The sequence below is a fragment of the Klebsiella sp. 54 genome (genome assembly GCF_018223875.1).
Classification (GTDB): domain Bacteria; phylum Pseudomonadota; class Gammaproteobacteria; order Enterobacterales; family Enterobacteriaceae; genus Klebsiella; species Klebsiella quasipneumoniae.
Genome location: NZ_JAGRRA010000002.1, coordinates 1 through 20419 on the forward strand (window position 1 = coordinate 1; position 20419 = coordinate 20419).

At 56.3% G+C, this 20419-nt stretch carries 19 protein-coding genes, 2 tRNA genes and 1 rRNA gene; 13 read left to right on the forward strand and 9 right to left on the reverse strand.

Annotated features, from left to right (window positions below; all coding sequences use genetic code 11):
- Window positions 1–191 precede the first annotated feature (191 nt).
- The 3 genes from rrf (at window position 192) to dkgB (ending at window position 1409) form a co-directional block, all read left to right on the forward strand.
- Window positions 192–307 (forward strand): 5S ribosomal RNA (gene rrf / locus KHQ24_RS01670).
- Between the two features lie 57 nt (window positions 308–364).
- Window positions 365–441 (forward strand) — tRNA-Asp (locus KHQ24_RS01675).
- Window positions 442–605: 164 nt separating this feature from the next.
- Window positions 606–1409 carry a 2,5-didehydrogluconate reductase DkgB gene (dkgB, locus tag KHQ24_RS01680; protein WP_043521490.1) on the forward strand — a complete coding sequence of 268 codons (804 nt, stop codon included), beginning with the start codon at window positions 606–608 and terminating at the stop codon, window positions 1407–1409.
- 32 nt (window positions 1410–1441) lie between these two features.
- Here the strand turns inward: dkgB and yafC are convergent, their stop codons facing one another.
- Window positions 1442–2347 carry a DNA-binding transcriptional regulator YafC gene (yafC, locus tag KHQ24_RS01685; RefSeq protein WP_004204612.1) on the reverse strand — a complete coding sequence of 302 codons (906 nt, stop codon included), beginning with the start codon at window positions 2345–2347 and terminating at the stop codon, window positions 1442–1444.
- 104 nt (window positions 2348–2451) lie between these two features.
- Between yafC and KHQ24_RS01690 the strand changes: the two genes are divergently transcribed.
- The 3 genes from KHQ24_RS01690 to KHQ24_RS01700 all read left to right on the forward strand — a co-directional run bounded on the left by KHQ24_RS01690 (window position 2452) and on the right by KHQ24_RS01700 (window position 5402).
- Window positions 2452–3642 (forward strand): MFS transporter, encoded by a 1191-nt coding sequence (locus KHQ24_RS01690; protein WP_211777101.1) that lies wholly within the window; start codon window positions 2452–2454, stop codon window positions 3640–3642.
- Window positions 3643–3744: 102 nt separating this feature from the next.
- Window positions 3745–4542, forward strand: a complete 798-nt coding sequence (locus tag KHQ24_RS01695; protein WP_074194120.1) for an endonuclease/exonuclease/phosphatase family protein — start codon at window positions 3745–3747, stop codon at window positions 4540–4542.
- An 89-nt stretch (window positions 4543–4631) separates the two neighbouring features.
- Complete coding sequence (locus tag KHQ24_RS01700; protein ID WP_064188072.1) at window positions 4632–5402, forward strand: class I SAM-dependent methyltransferase; 771 nt, start codon at window positions 4632–4634, stop codon at window positions 5400–5402.
- A gap of 59 nt (window positions 5403–5461) precedes the next feature.
- On the opposite strand, the gene mltD is transcribed toward KHQ24_RS01700, so the two are convergent.
- Together mltD and gloB are read right to left on the reverse strand one after the other, a co-directional pair.
- Window positions 5462–6829 (reverse strand): murein transglycosylase D, encoded by a 1368-nt coding sequence (gene mltD, locus KHQ24_RS01705; protein WP_004204616.1) that lies wholly within the window; start codon window positions 6827–6829, stop codon window positions 5462–5464.
- 71 nt (window positions 6830–6900) lie between these two features.
- On the reverse strand, window positions 6901–7656 hold the full coding sequence (gene gloB, locus KHQ24_RS01710) for a hydroxyacylglutathione hydrolase (RefSeq protein WP_004204618.1): 756 nt from the start codon (window positions 7654–7656) through the stop codon (window positions 6901–6903).
- Window positions 7657–7688: 32 nt separating this feature from the next.
- Here gloB and KHQ24_RS01715 point away from each other — a divergent pair, with 32 nt between their 5' ends.
- Window positions 7689–8411 (forward strand): class I SAM-dependent methyltransferase, encoded by a 723-nt coding sequence (locus KHQ24_RS01715; RefSeq protein ID WP_004204619.1) that lies wholly within the window; start codon window positions 7689–7691, stop codon window positions 8409–8411.
- Here KHQ24_RS01715 and rnhA read toward each other — a convergent pair.
- A complete protein-coding gene (rnhA, locus tag KHQ24_RS01720; protein WP_004204620.1) occupies window positions 8408–8875 on the reverse strand; it encodes a ribonuclease HI in 468 nt (155 codons plus the stop codon). The two genes, KHQ24_RS01715 and rnhA, sit on opposite strands and share 4 nt — an antisense overlap.
- Window positions 8876–8939: 64 nt before the next feature.
- Between rnhA and dnaQ the strand changes: the two genes are divergently transcribed.
- The gene (dnaQ, locus tag KHQ24_RS01725; protein ID WP_004204621.1) at window positions 8940–9671 is read left to right on the forward strand and encodes a DNA polymerase III subunit epsilon; all 732 of its coding nucleotides are present in this window, start codon (window positions 8940–8942) and stop codon (window positions 9669–9671) included.
- A gap of 133 nt (window positions 9672–9804) precedes the next feature.
- Window positions 9805–9881, forward strand: a tRNA-Asp gene (locus KHQ24_RS01730).
- Window positions 9882–9940: 59 nt separating this feature from the next.
- Here KHQ24_RS01730 and KHQ24_RS01735 read toward each other — a convergent pair.
- Window positions 9941–10822 carry a LysR family transcriptional regulator gene (locus KHQ24_RS01735; protein WP_012968890.1) on the reverse strand — a complete coding sequence of 294 codons (882 nt, stop codon included), beginning with the start codon at window positions 10820–10822 and terminating at the stop codon, window positions 9941–9943.
- Between the two features lie 103 nt (window positions 10823–10925).
- Between KHQ24_RS01735 and eamB the strand changes: the two genes are divergently transcribed.
- Complete coding sequence (gene eamB / locus KHQ24_RS01740) at window positions 10926–11516, forward strand: cysteine/O-acetylserine transporter (RefSeq protein WP_004204623.1); 591 nt, start codon at window positions 10926–10928, stop codon at window positions 11514–11516.
- A 28-nt stretch (window positions 11517–11544) separates the two neighbouring features.
- On the opposite strand, the gene KHQ24_RS01745 is transcribed toward eamB, so the two are convergent.
- From KHQ24_RS01745 to fadE, 3 genes are all read right to left on the reverse strand, one after another.
- Window positions 11545–12645: an AI-2E family transporter gene (locus KHQ24_RS01745; protein ID WP_048294202.1), complete on the reverse strand. Its 1101-nt coding sequence runs from the start codon at window positions 12643–12645 to the stop codon at window positions 11545–11547.
- 249 nt (window positions 12646–12894) lie between these two features.
- A complete protein-coding gene (locus tag KHQ24_RS01750; RefSeq protein WP_004204628.1) occupies window positions 12895–13665 on the reverse strand; it encodes an amidohydrolase in 771 nt (256 codons plus the stop codon).
- A 178-nt stretch (window positions 13666–13843) separates the two neighbouring features.
- Entirely contained in the window at window positions 13844–16288 is a 2445-nt protein-coding gene (gene fadE, locus KHQ24_RS01755) for an acyl-CoA dehydrogenase FadE (RefSeq protein WP_023319786.1), read from the reverse strand.
- Window positions 16289–16527: 239 nt separating this feature from the next.
- Between fadE and lpcA the strand changes: the two genes are divergently transcribed.
- On the forward strand, window positions 16528–17109 hold the full coding sequence (gene lpcA, locus KHQ24_RS01760; protein ID WP_004145825.1) for a D-sedoheptulose 7-phosphate isomerase: 582 nt from the start codon (window positions 16528–16530) through the stop codon (window positions 17107–17109).
- Between the two features lie 74 nt (window positions 17110–17183).
- Window positions 17184–17951: a class II glutamine amidotransferase gene (locus KHQ24_RS01765; protein ID WP_004204630.1), complete on the forward strand. Its 768-nt coding sequence runs from the start codon at window positions 17184–17186 to the stop codon at window positions 17949–17951.
- Here KHQ24_RS01765 and dpaA read toward each other — a convergent pair.
- Entirely contained in the window at window positions 17922–18662 is a 741-nt protein-coding gene (gene dpaA / locus KHQ24_RS01770) for a peptidoglycan meso-diaminopimelic acid protein amidase (RefSeq protein WP_002889699.1), read from the reverse strand. The two genes, KHQ24_RS01765 and dpaA, sit on opposite strands and share 30 nt — an antisense overlap.
- A gap of 411 nt (window positions 18663–19073) precedes the next feature.
- Here dpaA and KHQ24_RS01775 point away from each other — a divergent pair, with 411 nt between their 5' ends.
- Window positions 19074–20417: a Na(+)-translocating NADH-quinone reductase subunit A gene (locus KHQ24_RS01775; protein WP_004204633.1), complete on the forward strand. Its 1344-nt coding sequence runs from the start codon at window positions 19074–19076 to the stop codon at window positions 20415–20417.
- Window positions 20418–20419 lie beyond the last annotated feature (2 nt).

A 20419-nucleotide genomic window follows, 5' to 3' on the forward strand; every position in this document is an offset into this window, starting at 1 on the left:
CGCCGAAGATGTTTTGGCGGATTTGAGAGAATTTTCAGCACTGATTCAGAAGTACGAAATAGTTTGCGCAGCAGCAAGGCGGCAAATGATGCACGTCAGCAGGAGCATACATAAGTATGTGACTGCTGCGGGCGAATGCAGCCAACGCAGCTGATGCGATAAAATATTTCGTACTGAGCACAAAGAATTTGCCTGGCGGCACTAGCGCGGTGGTCCCACCTGACCCCATGCCGAACTCAGAAGTGAAACGCCGTAGCGCCGATGGTAGTGTGGGGTCTCCCCATGTGAGAGTAGGGAACTGCCAGGCATCAAATTGCAGTAAGCCGGGGTGACAACCGGTGGTCATAAAGCGAAAAAATTCGGTGGAGCGGTAGTTCAGTCGGTTAGAATACCTGCCTGTCACGCAGGGGGTCGCGGGTTCGAGTCCCGTCCGTTCCGCCACTTATTAAGAGCCCTGAGCATTTGCTCAGGGCTTTTTTGTTTCATCTGTTCCCGATTATTGCTAAATCAGCAAAAATCCTCTGCATTAATCGCTCTTTTTCCCCTCCACACCATCAGCCATAATTTCATCCGTTAACCGAAATGAACAAATAACGAGGAAAAACATGGCAATCCCTGCATTTGGTCTTGGCACCTTCCGTCTGAAAGATGATGTTGTTATCGCATCCGTAAAAACCGCGCTGGAGCTGGGCTATCGTACTATCGACACCGCGCAAATCTATGACAACGAAGCCGCGGTGGGTCAGGCTATCGCTGAGAGCGGCGTGCCGCGTGATGAGTTGTTCATCACGACCAAAATCTGGATCGAGAACCTGAGCAAAGACAAACTCATCGCCAGCCTGCAAGAGAGCCTGCAGAAGCTGCGCACTGACTATGTTGATCTGACGCTGATCCACTGGCCGTCACCGAACGATGCGGTGGCTGTTGAAGAGTTTATGGCCGCTCTGATGGAAGCGAAGACGCTCGGCCTGACCCGTCAGATCGGTATCTCCAACTTCACTATTCCACTGATGGAGCGCGCGATTGCCGCCGTTGGCGCTGAAAACATTGCTACCAATCAGATTGAACTTTCGCCGTATCTGCAAAACCGTAAAGTCGTCGATTGGGCGCGTGAGCACGGTATCCATATCACCTCTTATATGACCCTGGCCTACGGTAAGGCACTGAAAGATGAGGTGATTGCCCGTATCGCGGCGAAACATAATGCGACTTCGGCGCAGGTTATCCTGGCCTGGGCGATGGGCGAGGGGTACGCGGTAATCCCGTCCTCGACGAAGCGTGAGAACCTGGCCAGCAACCTGAAGGCGTTGGATCTGCAGCTGGATGATGAAGATCGCCAGGCGATCGCTGCGCTGGATTGCAACGATCGGCTGGTGAGCCCGGAAGGTCTGGCGCCGCAGTGGGATTAATCTCCCGCTTCCGGCATGCCTATCAGAGGGTACTACGACAGCTCCTTCGGGAGCTGTTTTACGTGTTCGCTTAGAAAATCAATAAACGCCCTGATACGTGTACTGACGGCTCTGTCGCTGTAGTACACCGCACTGAAGGGCATCTCCACCGGCAAGCGTTTGTCGGCCAGTAGTTCAACAAACTCCCCGCTGGCTATCTCTTTATCCACCATATAATCCGACAGACAGGCAATACCGTTGCCGGTCAGACACAGTTGTTTGAGGGTTTCCCCACTGTTTGATGACACCGCCGCCTCAATCTCTAACAACTGACCATCGCAACAGGAGACTGGCCAGGTGTTCAGAGAGACGGGTTCAGTGAAGCCCAGACACTGATGTTGTTTCAGATCTGACGGATGCTGCGGCACACCGTAGCGCGAGACATACGCTGGCGAGGCGACGATCTTACGATAGCTGGTGAACAGCGGTCGGGCGCGCAGGCTGGAATCCGTTAAGGTTCCGGCCCGTATCGCTACATCCACTTTCCGTTCAATCAGGTTAATAAACGTCTCTGAAGAGACGAGCGACAGCGTCATTTCCGGGTAACGCTCGCGAAACGGCTTCACCAGCGGCATGAGAAAATGCAGCATCACCGGCGTCGCGGCATCCACCCGCAGCAAGCCCCGCGGCGTCGTGCGCGTTTCCAGCAGGTCATTTTCTGCCGCCGCCATCTCCTGCAATACCACCTGCATCCGCCGAAAATAGCGCTCGCCTTCCTCTGTCAGACTGAGCTGGCGGGTGGTCCGATTAAGCAGGCTGACACCAAGCTTTGATTCGAGCTTTTTGACTGCCCGGCTGACGGCAGAGTTGGCCTGACCCAGCTGTTCGGCTGCCCGGCTGAAACTCCCGCTTTCCACTACCGCCACAAAGATGGCGATCTCCTCGGATGTGGCTCTCATTATTGCACCTGTAGCAAAATTCTATTGATACTTTGATAGTTTTTGTTATTTATACAACCCTTCATACTACGTGTCATCTTAATCCTGATGCTACGGAGTAAATTATGCCACTGGCGCTATTTGCCTTAACCATCGGTGCCTTTGCAATTGGCACCACTGAATTCGTGATTGTCGGCCTGGTCCCGACGATTGCCCAACAACTCTCTATCTCTCTACCTTCTGCGGGACTGCTGGTCTCTATCTACGCGCTGGGCGTGGCGATCGGCGCCCCGGTGCTGACGGCATTAACCGGGCGTATGCCGCGTAAACAGCTGCTGCTGGCGTTGATGGTCCTGTTTACGGCGGGTAATGTGCTGGCCTGGCAGGCTCCAAGCTATGAAACGCTGATCCTGGCGCGCCTGCTGACCGGCCTGGCGCACGGCGTGTTCTTCTCTATTGGCTCGACAATCGCCACCAGCCTGGTGGCAAAAGAGAAAGCAGCCTCGGCCATCGCCATTATGTTCGGCGGCCTGACGGTCGCGCTGGTGACCGGCGTTCCCTTTGGCACCTTTATTGGCCAGCATTTCGGCTGGCGGGAAACCTTCCTCGCGGTATCGATTCTCGGGGTGATTGCGCTAATCAGCAGTCTGATTCTGGTGCCGAATAATATTCCGGGCCGCGCCAGCGCCAGCCTGCGCGATCAGCTTAAAGTCTTAACCCATCCGCGCCTGCTGATGATCTATGCCATTACCGCGCTGGGCTATGGCGGCGTGTTTACCGCTTTTACCTTCCTTGCGCCGATGATGCAGGAGCTGGCCGGCTTCAGCCCCTCAGCGGTGAGCTGGATCCTGCTGGGCTATGGCGTCTCGGTGGCTATCGGCAACGTATGGGGCGGCAAACTGGCCGATAAGCATGGCGCCGTCTCCGCGCTGAAGTTTATCTTCGCCGCGCTGGTTGTGCTGCTGCTGGTGTTCCAGCTGACCGCCAGCGTTCACTATGCCGCGCTGGCAACGGTGCTGGTGATGGGCGTTTTCGCCTTCGGCAACGTGCCGGGTCTGCAGGTCTATGTGGTGCAAAAAGCAGAGCAGTATACCCCGGGGGCTGTCGACATCGCTTCCGGTCTGAATATCGCCGCCTTCAACGTCGGCATCGCGCTGGGATCGATCGTCGGCGGACAGACGGTCGAGCGGTACGGTCTGGCGCAGACGCCGTGGATTGGCGCGGTGATTGTGCTGGTCGCTTTGCTGTTGGTGGTTCTGAGCGGGCGTTTAGATAAATTGCCGCGCCGTTCGGCAGCGCTTTCTCCCGAAGGCTAAGGGTTTCTCGCAAATTGCATTGAAAGTGTATGGGAAAATCCCTATAACAGAAGAACCAGTCGTCGTCGGGCTGGTTTCTGTTATCGAGGATTAATGCCCAAATTGCGAAAGAACACCTACGCCATGCGCTATGTCGCCGGACAACCTGCGGAGAGAATATTGCCTCCGGGGGCGTTTGCGGGCGTGAGTCCGGTTTATTCCGCCGGCACGCCGTTAAGCAGCGATGAGAAGATCCGCGTGCTGGTGTGGAATATCTTCAAGCAGCAGCGTGCAGAGTGGCAGTCGGTCCTCAAAAATTTCGGCAAAGATGCGCATTTGGTCCTGTTGCAGGAGGCGCAAACCACCCCAGAACTGGTCAGGTTCGCGACTTCAAACTATCTGGCCGCCGATCAGGTGCCGGCGCTGGTGCTGCCCCAGCATCCTTCCGGCGTGATGACGCTGGCCTCCGCTCACCCCATCTATTGCTGTCCGCTGCGCGAGCGCGAGCCTATTTTGCGATTGCCGAAATCGGCCTTAGTGACCGTTTATCCGCTGCCCGATGCGCGGTTGTTAATGGTGGTCAATATCCATGCCGTCAACTTTAGCCTTGGCGTCGATGTCTACAGCAAGCAGTTGCTGCCGATCGGCGATCAGATTGCCCATCACAGCGGGCCGGTGATTATGGCCGGGGACTTCAATGCCTGGAGCCGGCCGCGAATGAACGCGCTGTACCGCTTTGCACGCGAGATGTCGCTGCGTGAAGTTCGTTTCTCTGACGACCAGCGCCGTCGCGCGTTTGGTCGCCCGCTCGATTTTGTGTTCTACCGTGGGTTAAGCGTGCACGATGCTTCCGTGCTGGTAACCCGCGCCTCCGACCACAACCCGCTACTAGTCGAATTCAGTCCCGGCAAGCCTGATTAATTTAAGGTTGGTCAGGCCTGCCATGGGGCAGGCCTGTGCATGCATAGTGCTGCCTTTTATTACTCAAAAAACCGTAAGGACAAGACAACATGACAACACGCTCTCACCATGACAACGTTGAAAAGCAGTTCGGCTCCCAGGCCAGCGCCTATCTGACCAGCGCCGTACATGCCTCTGGTCGCGATCTGCAGCGGCTGGCGGAACGTCTGGCTGATTTTCCGCAGGCGAAAGTGCTGGATATGGGCTGCGGGGCAGGGCACGCCAGCTTTACCGCGGCGGGACAGGTTGCCGAGGTGACCGCCTATGATTTATCGAGCCAGATGCTGGAGGTCGTTGCCGCCGCAGCAAAGGATAAAGGTTTTAGCAATATCGTGACCCAGCAGGGGTATGCCGAAACGCTGCCGTTCGCTGATGCCAGCTTTGATATCGTTATCAGCCGCTATTCCGCTCATCACTGGCATGACGTTGGCCAGGCGCTGCGCGAGGTGAAGCGTGTTCTCAAGCCGGGTGGGGTGATGATCGTGATGGACGTGATGTCGCCGGGCCATGCGGTGCGTGATGTCTGGCTGCAGACCGTGGAAGCCCTGCGCGATACCTCGCACGTGCGTAATTATTCCAGCGGCGAGTGGCTGACGCTGGCGACGGAGGCGGGGCTGGTGATTAATCGGCTGTTGACCGATCGCCTGCAGCTGGAATTCAGTTCGTGGGTGGCGCGGATGCGTACCCCTGAGCCGCTGGTAGAGGCGATTCGTTTATACCAGCAGAGCGCCTCGGCGGAGGTGAAAGCCTACTTTGAGTTACAGCAGGATGGTTCCTTTACCAGCGACACCATCATGTTTGAAGCGCATAAAGCGGTTTAATACGGACAACAAAAAAGGCACCGGGGGAAGTCGGTGCCTTTTTATCGAACCCTGACGTATCAGGACTCTGGTCGATCGCTGTTTTTCACAAACAGGGTTAGCTGATCGCCAGGCCGCAGATTGTCGGTATCGCTGTTCCAGCGCATGACGTCGCGAATATTAACGCCATGACGTTTGGCGATGCTCGACAGCGAGTCACCTTTGCGAACGCGATAGGTGATGCTATCGCTGTTATTCGCCAGACGCTGCGCGCTGCTGCCGGCGCCGATAACCAGATTTTGTCCAACCTTCAACCCAGAGCCGCGCAGGTTATTCCACTGCTGCAGATCGCGGGTCGTCACACCGAGACGGGAAGCAATCCCGGAAATGGTGTCGCCGGAACGCACCTTATAGCTTCGGCTGGTCAGCGGCGTATTATCCGCGAGCTGCGTCGGCTGTACGGCGGCAATGTCGCCAGAGGCCAGCGATTCACGCAGTTGGGCTGCGTGCTTCTGCGGCACCATGACATACTTTGGCCCGCTAGCGCCCAGCGTTGACCCCTTTACGCCGGCGTTGAAGGTCTTCAGCTTGCTGACCGGCATACCGGCCATATCCGCGAGCTGAGAAATCTCAACCGGACTGTCGAGGCGAACGCGCGCCAGCGCACGGCTTTCATCAGCCGTAGGCAACTTTACGCCGTAACGTTTGCTATTTTTGAGGATGTCGCTCAATGCCAGCATTTTCGGTACGTAGACTTTCGTTTCATGCGGCAGAGACAGCGACCAGAAATCGGTGGGTTTGCCACGCGAACGGTTCGCTTTCACTGCCTTCATGACCCGACCTTCGCCGCTGTTATATGCCGCGACCGTTAACAACCAGTCGCCGTCGAACATTTTGTTCAGACGTTGCATCATGTCCAGCGCCGCGGTTGTCGATGCGACAACGTCACGACGCGCATCGTAACTGCGGGTCTGTTTTAAACCATAATTGCGCCCTGTGCTCGGAATGATCTGCCAGATGCCTGCGGCATTGGCGCCAGACGTCGCGTGTGGGTCAAAAGCGCTCTCCACTATGGGTAGTAATACCAGTTCCATTGGCATGTTACGTTTCTTAACCTGCCCGGCTATCCAGTACATATACGGCTCTGCCCGTAAAGTTACATCGTGGAGATAGCTCTTATTTCTCAAATACTTCTGTTTTTGCTCGCGAATCCGGGGGTTATCCGGTATTCCCATCTTTAGCTCGTCGCCTATGGAAGTCCACAGATCCTGGTCTTGCGCGTAGAAGGTTCCATCATCTAACCAGCGCGCTTGACTTGTGAACTTGCCTGCTTCCCCTTGACCAGCCGCAGAAAGGCTCTGTGCTCGCTGTTCGACGGTGCCATCGTGCTTAGACGCCTGGCACCCCACCAGCAGGACAGAGGCGAATAATATCGCTCGTGCCTTCATGTGTGTGTCAATAGTTGCTTAAAAGACGACCAAGGATAACGGCGAAGTTAGCCGATGACAAGAATTAAATGTCAGAATTCGTCTTTCTTTGACCTTAACCACGCAAATCGCGCCACAGAGTGTTGCAATTTTGTTTCTTTGTTAATTTTATCAATTAAATCAACATCATTTACGCGTAAAAATAAATTTATACGCCGCTCGTTTTTCAGAATTACGGGTAGTGTCTTTTGTTTTTTTGCACGTAACTCATTAACTTTATGATAGTAATCGTTTATGTCCCTATCATCAGGCAGGATACTCAACGCAAACTTCATATTCGCTAACGTATATTCATGTGCGCAACATATAATGGTTTCTGCAGGAAGGGCGTTAATTTTCATAAATGATTGATACATTTGCTCTGCGGTACCTTCGAACAGCCTTCCGCAGCCGCCGGAGAACATCGTGTCGCCGCAAAACAGATAAGGTTCGCTGTAGTAACAGATATGTCCTAATGTGTGACCTGGCGTGGAGAAAATGGAAAAATCGTGACCCAGAATTGACAACCGATCGCCATCGTCTACTACCTGAGTAACCCCCTTATCCTGGGTTTCTGCCGGCCCGTAAACCACCAGAGAGGGGAATTTTTCACGTAATTGTTTTACGCCGCCGACGTGATCCTGATGGTGATGGGTCAGTAAAATGGCCTCGGGCTGCCACTGGTTTTCCTCGATTGCCGCCAGAACCGGCGCGGCCTCGCCCGGGTCAACGATGATGCAGCGGCCGTGATTCTCAATGAGAACCCAGATGTAGTTGTCCTGAAACGCGGGAATACTGATAAGATTCATAAATTACCTCTAAAGCGTAGCGGAAGGTGGCAATGAAGCCGGCAAGGATACCTCATACAGTGACAGCGCCTGAGCATTGGTCCAGTATGCCGTGGGGCGAATACTATCGCGAAACGCTTGAACAGCAGATGAAGCCATGGCTGGCTAAATTATATGGCTTTCATCTGCTTAAGATTGGCAATCTGAGCGCGGAAATCAATACCGAAGCTTGCGCCATCTCGCACCAGGTGAATGTCTCGCTGGCGGGAAACCCAATGCAGGTCCGGGCCGACCCGCTGCATTTGCCCTTTGCCGAAAAGTCCGTCGACGCCTGCCTGCTGGCGCATACCCTGCCGTGGTGCAGCGATCCGCATCGCCTGCTGCGGGAGGCCGATCGCGTCCTGATCGATGATGGCTGGATGATCCTGACCGGGTTTAATCCGGTGAGCCTGATGGGGTTGCGTAAACTGGTGCCGGTCCTGCGCAAAGGCACGCCGTACAACAGCCGTATGTTTACGCTGATGCGCCAGCTGGACTGGCTGTCGCTGCTCAACTTTGAAGTGCTGCACTATGGGCGTTATCAGGTTTTACCCTGGTCGCGGCATGGCGGCAAACTGCTGAGCACCCATCTGCCAGCGCTGGGCTGTTTGCAATTGATTGTCGCCCGCAAACGGACCATTCCGCTGACGCTCAATCCGATGAAATCCGGTAAAGCGAAAACCCAGCTGCGGCCGGCAGTCGGCGCCACCCGGCAGTGGCGCAAGGGGCAGAATTAGCTCTCCGGCTGGTAGCCGATGTCGTCCTGAGTGGGATGGGAGGCCGCCGCGCGGGCCAGCTCGTCGCAGCGTTCGTTTTCTGGATGGCCGGCGTGGCCCTTCACCCACTCCCATTTGATCTTATGCTGGCCAAGCGCGGCGTCCAGCCGCTGCCAGAGGTCGACATTCTTTACCGGTTTTTTCTCTGCCGTTTTCCAGCCGCGCTTTTTCCAGTTGTGGATCCACTGGGTGATCCCCTGGCGGACATACTGGCTGTCGGTGCTGAGCACCACCTCACAATGCTCTTTTAACGCCTCGAGAGCGACGATTGCCGCCATCAGTTCCATGCGGTTATTGGTGGTCAGACGGTAGCCGGCGCTAAAGGTTTTTTCGTGCTGGCGGTAGCGCATGATGGCGCCGTAACCGCCGGGTCCTGGATTTCCCAGGCAAGAGCCGTCGGTGAAAATTTCTACCTGTTTGAGCATCTCTGGTAGACTTCCTGTAATTGAAATCGATTTGTAAACGATAAGTCTGACATAAATGACCGCTATGAGCACTGCAATTACGCGCCAGATTGTTCTCGATACCGAAACCACCGGTATGAACCAGATCGGGGCGCACTACGAAGGACACAAGATCATTGAGATCGGCGCCGTGGAGGTGATCAACCGCCGCCTGACCGGTAACAATTTCCACGTCTATCTGAAGCCCGATCGGCTGGTGGATCCGGAGGCGTTCGGCGTGCACGGGATCGCCGATGAATTCCTGCTGGATAAACCCACCTTTGCCGATGTGGCTGATGAGTTTATGGATTACATTCGCGGCGCGGAGCTGGTGATCCATAACGCGTCGTTTGATATCGGTTTTATGGATTACGAGTTCGGTAAGCTAAACCGCGGCATCGGAAAAACCGAGACCTTTTGTAAAATCACCGACAGTCTGGCGCTGGCGCGGAAAATGTTTCCCGGCAAACGCAACAGTTTGGATGCGTTATGTTCGCGTTACGAAATAGATAACAGCAAGCGCACGCTGCACGGGGCATTACTCGATGCCCAGATCCTTGCCGATGTCTATTTGATGATGACCGGCGGCCAGACGTCGATGGCGTTCTCTATGGAAGGCGAAAGCCAGCAGCAGGCGGGAGAGATGGGCATTCAGCGCGTCGTCCGCGCCGCCAGCCAGTTACGGGTAGTTTATGCCTCTGATGAAGAACTGGTGAACCATGAATCCCGCCTCGATCTGGTACAAAAGAAAGGCGGAAGCTGCCTGTGGCGTGCCTGATAACCACTAAAATGGATTAAAAGTAGGCGGTTGGGCGATTTTTGCAGCAAACGATTCAAAACGGTAGAAAAAGCGTTGACGGGGTAGAGGGGAATCCGTAATATTCGCCTCGTTCCCAACGGAACAACAACGCGGAGCGGTAGTTCAGTCGGTTAGAATACCTGCCTGTCACGCAGGGGGTCGCGGGTTCGAGTCCCGTCCGTTCCGCCACTATTCAGAAAGCCTGAATCAGCAATGATTCAGGCTTTCGTCGTTTTCGTCGCCGAATTTCAGCGCGCCTCTTGTTCCTCCTGCATACACTGCATGAATACCCGCATCGCAGGACTGATTGCTTTCCCGGCGTGATGGGCGCAGAGCGCATGGATCGTCAGCGGCGTCTCGCTGAACGGCAGCTCGACCAGCGTCCCGCGTTTGAGTTCCTCCTCTACCGCAAAGCGCGGCAGGAAGCTCACCCCAAGATTGCCCGCCACGCACTGTTTGATGCTTTCAATACTCCACAGTTCGATGGTGTTCTCCATGGTAATGCCGCGCTGGCGCAGGGTACTTTCAAAAATCTGCCGGAACACGCACTGGGGCTCGTTGATGATAAAGCTCAATGGGATATGCTGCCGCGGGCGCAGGAAGTCGACCGGCGCCTGATCGACTGACGCGACCAGCGCCAGCGGCTGCGGGCCAAGTTCCATCATGGTGAGTGCATCATCGTTGCCAACCCGGTAAAACACCCCCAGGTCGACTTCGTCAGCGAGCAGCGCATCACGGATGCTGTAGCAATTGAGCGACTGTAGTGACAGGCGGACCTTCGGGGCGCGTTGCTTAAAACGCTGCAGCACCGGCGGCATTTTGTACGCCAGCAGGGTTTCACCAGTGGCGACGCGAAGTTCGCCGCCGGGTTCATCGTCCTGGCGCGCCGCCTGGCGAATCGACGCCATCACTTTGGTCAGATCGTAGACGTGCGGCAGGACATTCTTACCCGCGGCGGTGAGACACATCCGCCGGCCAATTTTCTCAAACAGCGGGATAGCAAGCTCCTGCTCAAGCTGCTGGATATGAAAGGTTACGGTGGACTGGGTGCAGCACAGTTTCTGCGAGGCGCGCAGAAAGGATCCTTCTTCGACAACCGTTTTGAAAGTGATAAAGCGTCGCAGATCCATATTTCCTCTTTATATCGACATTCTCGAATTCAGAATGAAAAAACATTCATTTTTTTAAATTATCAGCTTCGGGTACTGTCTGCCAGTCAAGAGGAGAAAACACGTGACACCTACCCTGATTAGCGCATTTTTAACTTACACCCTGATCACCGCCCTGACGCCCGGGCCGAATAATATTCTGGCGCTGAGCAGCGTCACCGCGCACGGCTTTCGACGGAGCATGCGGGTTCTGGCCGGCATGAGCCTGGGGTTTGTGATCATCATGCTGATTTGTGCCGGGCTGACGTTCACTCTCGTTACCCTGGATGAGGGGATAACCTCCCTGCTACGCTGGGTCGGCGCAGGGTATATCCTGTGGCTGGCCTGGCACATTGCGCGTAGCGACCCGGCCAGCGGTGGGCAGGAGGAGCGGCCTGTCAGCTTCTGGGCCAGCCTGGGGCTGCAGTTTGTGAATGTAAAAATTATCCTGTACGGCATCACGGCCCTGTCGACCTTTGTTCTGCCGGTGACTCGCGAGCCATTCTGGCTGGTGATGATAAGCCTGTTGCTATCAGTAATAGGCGTTGCCGGCAATCTTTGCTGGGCGCTGGCCGGTCATCTGTTTCAGCCGGTGTTCGAACGCCATGGAAGAGGGTTAAATCTGCTGCTGGCGCTGCTGCTGGTCTGGTGCGCGGTACGAATGTTTATGGAATGAATTAAGGGAGCGTAACGCTCCCCTGCGGTTATTTATCCTGCGGCAGGGCGGGTTGCCCTTCATTTACCCAGGTCATGAAGATCCGATAACCGATGGCCAGCAGGGTGGCGCCGAGGAACATACCGAGAATGCCGTTAGAGGCCATTCCACCGAGGGCGCCCAGCAGCACCACCGGCATTGGCGCATCGACTCCGCGCCCCAGCAGCAGAGGTTTGAGGACGTTATCGGCCATACCGGCGACGATCAGCAGGATGGTGTAGAAGATATCCATTCCGGTACTGTGGGTGCCGAGACTCCACATCAGTGCGATGGCCGGGGCCGTCACCAGGATCACCGGCACCTGGGCAATGCCGAGGATCAGGGCAAGTATAAAGAAGATCCCGACGGCGGGAATGCTGGCCATCAGCATGATCACACCGACCAGCAGCGCCTGGATCAATGCCACCCCGATGACGCCCTGGGCGACCGCGCGGATGGTGCTGGTACACAGGCGGGTGAGGGTCACGCCTTTATTTTCATCGGTAATACGGATGGCAATACGCTGGGCGCTGATGGCGCCCGCTGCGCCCCAGGCCATCATAATTCCCGAGACGATAAACGAAATAATAAAGCCAATCAGCCCGCCGCCCATGCTGGCCAAAATACTGAGAAACTGTTTGGCAATGTCGCCGATTTGCGAACGGTAATTACTGAGCAGTCCCGGGAGATCCACGGAAGCCCGCATCCACAGGGCGCTAAGCCGCTCGCCAACGATCGGTAAAGAGGCAATTCGTGAAGAGGGCGGGGGAATGGTAAAGCTCTGGCTACCCATCTTGTCAATCATGGCGCTGGCGCTTTCCGCCAGCGAGGTGATCATTAGCACCGTGGGGATAACAATCAGTAAAATACCTAACAGCACCAGCGCCACCGACGCCAGTCCCTGTTTTCCCGCTAACAGTCTGGCAAAATACTGATGTAAAGGATAGAGCGCCACGGCCAGAATCAACGCCCAGAGCATCATATTGACGAAGGGAGAAAAGACGGTAAAACAGAATGAGGCCAGCGCCAGAATAAGACCGAACCGAATAAACATATCGAGAAAGCGGGTGACCAGCCGTTTTTCTATTAACTGAAGATTATTATTATCCATTTTCCATTACGCTCATTAAATATTCATACGCCAACGCTCAGCCGGGTTCAACAAAACAAGCTGGCAATAGAAAACTCATGATTTACAAAGCAGAAGTGAATTGAAAATGATCTCCGCCCGTTTGGTTGTGGGGTCTTTTAATGAGTGTAGAACAGAAATGAAAGGCGCCCTGTAAATATTCTGTTGGGCGCTGCAAGAGGAAATTCCGCTTTCTTTTCCCGCAGAAAGGGGGAAGAAAGCGGAGGGGGATTAATCCAGAGTAAAAGGATCGGCATCGCGCCAGGCGGGGAATTTTTCACGATATTCCTGCAGGGCGCTCAGCGACAGTTCGGCGTCAAGACGAGTGGCCTGATGCGGATCGGCGGTGGCGACAATCTCCCCCTGGGGACTGATAACCCGGCTATCACCGCGGTAATGATGACCGTTGCCGTCGGTGCCGACCCGGTTACAGCCGGCGACGTAGGCCTGGTTCTCAATCGCGCGGGCGACCAGCAGCGACTGCCAGTGCAGAGAGCGCGGCGCCGGCCAGTTCGCCACATACAGCGCCAGATCATAATCGTTAAGGTTACGCGACCATACCGGGAAGCGCAGGTCGTAACAGACCAGCGGCAGGATCCGCCATCCGCGCCATTCAAAGACCACGCGCTTGTCCCCGGCCTCATAGTGATGGTGTTCATCCGCCATACGAAACAGGTGCCGTTTATCATAATGATGAACTGTGCCGTCAGGCTCGACCAGCAGGAAGCGGTTAACGGCCCCGCGCTCAGTTTGCAGCGCGGCGCTGCCGGCGATCAACGCCTGGGTTTGCGCCGCCCGGGCATGCATCCACGCCACCACCTCGGCCTCGGGTAAAGACTGTTTTGCCGCTTCCATCGCAAAGCCGGTGGTAAACATCTCAGGTAAAACAATGATATCGCGCCCGACAATCCCTTCCAGTTGGCGATCAAAATGGCGCAGGTTAGCAGGGCCGTCCATCCAGACCAGCGGTTGTTGCAACAGCGTAATTTTCAGGCCAGGCACAATGGTCAACTCCATTCTCATGAGGGGGTTAGGTTAACTGTAACACCTTATCAGCCTCGCGGCGGTCCGCGGAATATTTTGTTAAAAAAATGCTACTAACAGGAACCACGGGTGAAGGCGAGACGAAAAAAAGGCGGGGAAAATTCCCCGCCCGGCCTGTGATGTGGTTGTTGCTTTATTATGCGGCTTCAACGTTGCGAACTTTTTCCGGCAGCTTTACCGGCTGGGTTGCCAGCTCCTCTGGCGCAAAGTCGTCGACGTTAATGCTGCGCAAGCGACTGTGCTCTGCTCGGGTCAGAATGGCGGCTTCATCCTGATTAATTAAGCCTTTCGCCAGGGCATGGGTGGCCAGTTCGTCGAGACGGGTGAACGGCAGATTTTTACCCAGTTCTTTACAGATACGCTGATGGATAGGATCGGCCGCCATCACTTCCAGCAGCGCCTCTTCCAGCAGGCCGACCGGGTTATGCTCGCTCGGCGTCAGGTACTGACCGCGACCGATGCGGGAGCGGGTGGCGCTGGGCACCTGCAGAATTTTAGCGACTTTATGGTCCAGCTTATCCGACGGCGCATGATGATGACGACCGGTCGGGAAGATGACCAGCCGCATTGCGCCAGCCACCAGACGGTTGGGGAAGTTTTTCAGCAGATCGTCGATGGCCTGCTCGGCCTGATGCAGCGCATCCTGCACCCCCCAGTGAACCAGCGGCAGATCGGCTTCGTTGCGTCCTTCATCGTCATAGCGTTTCAGCACCGCCGAGGCCAGGTACAGCTGGCTTAACACATCCCCCAGACGCGCGGATATACGTTCGCGACGCTTGAGACTGCCCCCCAGCACCGCCATCGAGACGTCTGACAGCAGCGCCAGGTTCGCGCTCAGGCGGTTCATTTGCTGATAGTAGCGGCGGGTGACGTCGCGGGTCGGCGCGCTGCTGGTGCGTCCGCCGGTCAGGCCCAACCAGAAACTCCGTACTTTGTTGCTGCCGACATGGCCGATATGTTTGAACAGCAGCTTGTCATAGGCGTTCAGGTCGTTGTTCTGCGCGGCGGCCATCTCCTCCAGCACGTACGGATGGCAGCGAATCGCACCCTGACCGAAGATCATCATGCTGCGGGTCAGAATGTTCGCCCCTTCCACGGTGATGGCGATAGGCGCGCCCTGATAGGCCCGGGCGAGGAAGTTGCCTTCGCCCAGCATAATGCCTTTCCCGCCGGTAATATCCATTGCGTCGATAATGGAGCGCTGGCCGCGGTGGGTGCAGTGATATTTCACGATCGCGGAGAGCACCGCCGGTTTCTCGCCGAGCATAATGCCGTAGGTGATAAGCGACGCCGCAGCGTCCATTACATAAGCATTACCGGCAATGCGCGCCAGCGCCTCTTCAATCCCTTCCATTTTACCGATCGAGATTTTGAACTGGCGGCGAATATGGGCGTAAGCCCCGGTAGCCATAGCCACCGATTTCAGGCCGCCGGTGGAGTTGGACGGCAGAGTAATACCGCGTCCCACCGACAGACATTCAACCAGCATGCGCCAGCCCTGACCGGCCATCCCCGGCCCACCAATGATGTAATCGATCGGCACGAAGATATCTTTGCCGCGGGTTGGGCCGTTCTGGAAAGGGACGTTAAGCGGGAAGTGACGACGGCCAATTTCCACGCCCGGGGTGGAGGTCGGGATCAGCGCGCAGGTGATGCCCAGCTCTTCTTCTCCCCCCAGCAGACGATCCGGGTCAGAAAGTTTAAACGCCAGTCCCAGCACGGTGGCGATAGGCGCCAGCGTAATGTAGCGTTTGTTCCATGTCAGGCGCATACCCAGCACCTGCTGGCCCTGCCAGTCACCCATGCAGACCACGCCGGTATCCGGAATGGCGCCGGCGTCAGAGCCCGCTTCCGGGCTAGTGAGAGCGAAGCAGGGGATCTCCTGCCCGCGCGCCAGACGCGGCAGATAATGGTTTTTCTGCTCTTCGGTACCGTAATGCTGCAGCAGCTCGCCCGGCCCCAGTGAGTTCGGGACGCCGACGGTGATCGCCAGAATGCCGGAGACGCCAGAGAGCTTCTGCAGCACCCGCGACTGGGCATAAGCGGAGAACTCAAGCCCGCCATACTCTTTCTTAATGATCATCGCGAAGAAGCGATGCTCTTTCAGATACGCCCACAGCTCCGGCGGCAGATCGGCCATTTCGTGGGTGATGGCGAAGTCGTTGGCCATCCGGCAGGCTTCTTCCACCGGGCCGTCGAGGAAGGCTTGCTCTTCGGCGGTCAGACGCGGCTGCGGATAGTTATGCAGCTTGTGCCAGTCAGGGTTGCCGCGAAACAGATCCCCTTCCCACCAGGTGGTCCCGGCGTCGATGGCTTCTTTTTCCGTACGCGACATCGGCGGCATCACCTTGCGGAAAGCGCGAAACGCCGGTGCGGAAATCATGGATTTACGCATAGGCGCAAAGTTAAACGGCAACAGAATGATCGCCAGCGGCAGCAGCAGCCAGATATTCCACAGACCGGCCGCGCCGAGCGCTGCGGTCCAGGCGAGCAAGATCACGCTGCTGAGCAGCAGGCTGACCCGGTGATAGAAGAGCGCACCGAGTAAAACAACGGTTGCAACAATACTCAAAATCATCATAGAGAAATGCTCCCTGTGCTTGTAGGAGGTCTGACCACTTGTGATGTATTGGTTGTAGTGCATGCTTTTTTATTTAGCAATGTGTTTACAAAATAATTACAACCTTGCTCACATTGTTGTATGCAAAAGCGGCACATAAAATCAAAAGGGCGGGGGATAACGCTGCCTGCTGCTTCTCGCTTCGGCGGCTATCCGGTACACTGCCAGGGTTATTCCACTCATACTGAAGGATTATCCTCATGTACCAGGATCTTATTCGTAACGAACTGAACGAAGCCGCGGAAACGCTGGCTAACTTTCTGCAGGACGAAGCCAATATCCATGCTATCCAGCGTGCCGCTGTCCTGCTGGCGGATAGCTTTAAGGCGGGTGGTAAAGTGCTGTCCTGCGGTAACGGCGGTTCCCATTGCGATGCGATGCATTTTGCGGAAGAGCTGACCGGACGTTATCGCGAAAACCGCCCGGGTTATCCGGCCATTGCGATCTCCGACGTCAGCCATCTCTCCTGCGTGAGCAATGATTTTGGCTATGAGTATGTATTCTCCCGCTACGTTGAATCCGTCGGCCGCGCGGGCGATGTGCTGCTTGGCATCTCCACCTCCGGCAACTCCGGCAACGTTATCAAGGCCATAGAAGCCGCGCGGGCGCAGGGGATGAAAGTGATCACCCTGACCGGTAAAGACGGCGGTAAGATGGCCGGGAGCGCCGATGTTGAAATTCGCGTGCCGCACTTTGGCTACGCCGACCGCATTCAGGAGATCCACATCAAAGTGATCCATATCCTGATTATGCTGATCGAAAAAGAGATGGCGAAAGGCTAACAGGCAGGTGAGTGTGTACTGTTGACGGCGGCCTCGCTTCGGCGCCGTCGTGATTTGTGATGGTGAGGTGATCTATGTGCGAACTGCTCGGGATGAGCGCCAATGTGCCAACAGATATCTGTTTTAGCTTTACCGGGCTGGTACAGCGCGGAGGCGGGACGGGGCCGCATAAAGACGGCTGGGGCATCACCTTCTATGAAGGCAAAGGCTGTCGCACATTCAAAGATCCGCAGCCGAGCTTTCAGTCGCCGATCGCGAAACTGGTCCAGGATTACCCGATTAAGTCCTGTTCCGTCGTCGCGCATATCCGCCAGGCCAACCGCGGGATGGTGGCCCTGGAGAATACGCATCCGTTCACCCGCGAGCTGTGGGGGCGCAACTGGACCTACGCGCACAACGGGCAGCTCAAAGGCTATAAATCGCTGAAAACCGGCAATTTCCACCCGGTAGGTGAAACCGACAGTGAAAAGGCCTTCTGCTGGCTGCTGCACCGCTTAACCGAGCGCTACCCGCGTACGCCGGGCAATATGCTGGGCGTATTTAAGTATATCGCCACCCTGGCGGGGGAGCTGCGTGAGAAAGGGGTGTTCAACATGCTGCTATCGGACGGACGCTATGTGATGGCGTTCTGCTCGACCAACCTGCACTGGATCACCCGGCGGGCGCCGTTCGGCGTGGCAAAACTGCTGGACCAGGATGTGGAGATCGACTTTCAACGCGAGACCACACCCAACGATGTGGTCACGGTTATCGCCACGCAGCCGCTGACGGCCAATGAGACCTGGCATAAGATCATGCCAGGCGAGTGGGCGTTATTTTGTCTCGGGGAGCGTATAGTTTGAGGCCAGCTGCGGCTGGACAACCTCGTGGCTGAGCGGCTTGCTCACCACATAGCGGCCGTCGGTCACTGATACGACCGGCGGTTTGTGGGTCTGCTGGAAATAATCATAGCCAGGCTTCAGCTGTTTCCAGAAATCCGCATAGTAGGAGTATTTGTGGCGTTCCATATTGGCGTTGGTCATGCGGAACGGATAGATACTCACCTGCACGCTTGGCTGACCGAAGACTAAGGCGCCGGTCACGAACTGGAAGATCTCATCGATCCCGCTGTCGGTCATGGCGTAGCAGCCGACTGATACGCAGTCGCCGTGGATCATCAGGTATTTCCCTTCATAACCATGGGCGCGATCGTAGGCGTTCGGGAAGCCGATATTAATCGCTTTATAGAAGCGACTGTCGGGTTTGAGCTGGCTGCGGGTGACGTTATAGAACCCTTCCGGGCTCTTGAAATCGCCCTGGCGCTGTTTCGGGCCCAGGCCACCGGAGTAGTTGCAGATCCGATAGCTGTCGAGGAGCTGGTAGGTCTCACCCATTTTGACGTAAAGGTCGAGCATGCGCTCTTCTTTAAAGATCTCAATGTAAACCGGTGAACCCATTAATTGCTGCTTATATTCTTTGCTAACCGGCGTCGTCGGGCTGTTGCTGCTGAGCAGCCCGGCAAATGACACGCACGGCAGCAGAAGCATCGCAATAAATAATGCGATTTTGCGCATACTGCTTGTTCCTTGATAAAACAAAATAGCCACATTGCCAGGACGGCAAGAGAGACCCGAAATCAGAGTTTTCTGGATTTAGAGCGCTCACATTAGCATCACGGCATTTTTTCGCAAGGGCGACGTGGCGGCGTTTACAATTCCGCCTCACTTTATACCCTGACGCCGACGAAAACACAGTGAGAACTTTGCGCAATAGCTCGCATTTTAGAAGCACTTATCGCCCCTTGCGCTACAGCCGCCGCTCACGAAATGTTACACTTGCGCCGGTTCATCACCAGAGTAAGAAAGGATGCTTCTCTTCCGTCCTGAGCGCTACTGGCGCCGTTTTGCCCTTTCTTCTCTACCATTCTGTCAATAAGCTGGCCCCGGCCTGCGTCGGGGTTGAGGTTACGGATACCTGCTAACGATATGATTAAAATCACGAAAGGGCTGGATTTGCCCATAGCTGGCATGCCATTACAGCAGATTTCTTCCGCGCCAGCGGTGAAGCGCGTCGCGCTACTCGGAGAAGAGTACGTCGGCATGCGTCCCGCCATGGCGGTCAAAGAAGGCGATCGGGTCAAAAAAGGTCAGATCCTGTTCGAAGATAAAAAGATCCCCGGCGTCTGCTTTACCGCCCCGGCGAGCGGGGTCGTCAGCGCGATCCACCGCGGTGAACGGCGCGTGTTGCAGTCGGTGGTGATTGATATCGAGGGCAATGACGCGGTGGCGTTTACCCGTTACGCCGCGGACGCGCTGGCTGAACTGCCGCGCGACACCGTGCAGCAGCAGCTGTTGGCGTCGGGCCTGTGGACGGCGCTGCGCACCCGGCCATTCAGTAAAACGCCGCGCCCGGGCAGCGTGCCGGCCGCTATCTTTGTTAACGCCATGGATACCAATCCGCTGGCGGCGGAGCCGCAGCCGATTATTCTGGCCGAACGGGCCGCTTTCGACGCCGGCCTTACCGTGCTGACGCGTCTGACCGACGGGAAAGTCCACGTCTGCCAGCCCAGCGGCGGTAAGCTCGGCGGTCATCCAGCCGGCCAGGTCTGTTTTAACCAGTTCACCGGGCCGCACCCGGCGGGGCTGCCGGGAACGCATATTCACTTTCTGGAGCCGGTGAGCCTGAATAAGCAGGTCTGGCACCTCAATTATCAGGACGCGATCGCCATTGGTAAGCTTTTCCTTGAAGGTGAGCTGAACTGCGAGCGGGTGATTGCGCTCGGCGGCCCGCAGGTGAAGTCGCCGCGGCTGGTCAAAACGACGCTGGGCGCCAGTCTGGACGATCTGCTGGCGGGCGAGCTGGAGGAGGGGGAAAACCGCGTCATTTCCGGCTCGGTACTTAGCGGTACCCGCGCCCACGGCCCCCACGCCTTCCTCGGGCGTTTCCATCTGCAGGTGAGCGTGGTTCGCGAAGGTCGGGAAAAAGAGCTGTTTGGCTGGGTGATGCCGGGCAAAGAGAAGTTCTCGATTACCCGCACTACGCTAGGCCATTTCTTCAAGCGCAAGCGCTTTCATTTCTCCACCGATACCCACGGCGGCGAGCGGGCGATGGTGCCGATCGGCAACTACGAACGGGTGATGCCGCTGGATATCCTGCCGACTATACTGCTGCGCGATCTGCTGGCCGGGGACACCGACAGCGCTCAGGCGCTGGGCTGTCTGGAGCTGGATGAAGAAGATCTGGCGCTCTGCACCTACGTCTGCCCCGGGAAGTATGAATATGGCCCGGCGCTGCGCAGCGTATTAACCCGGATTGAGCAGGAAGGATAAGA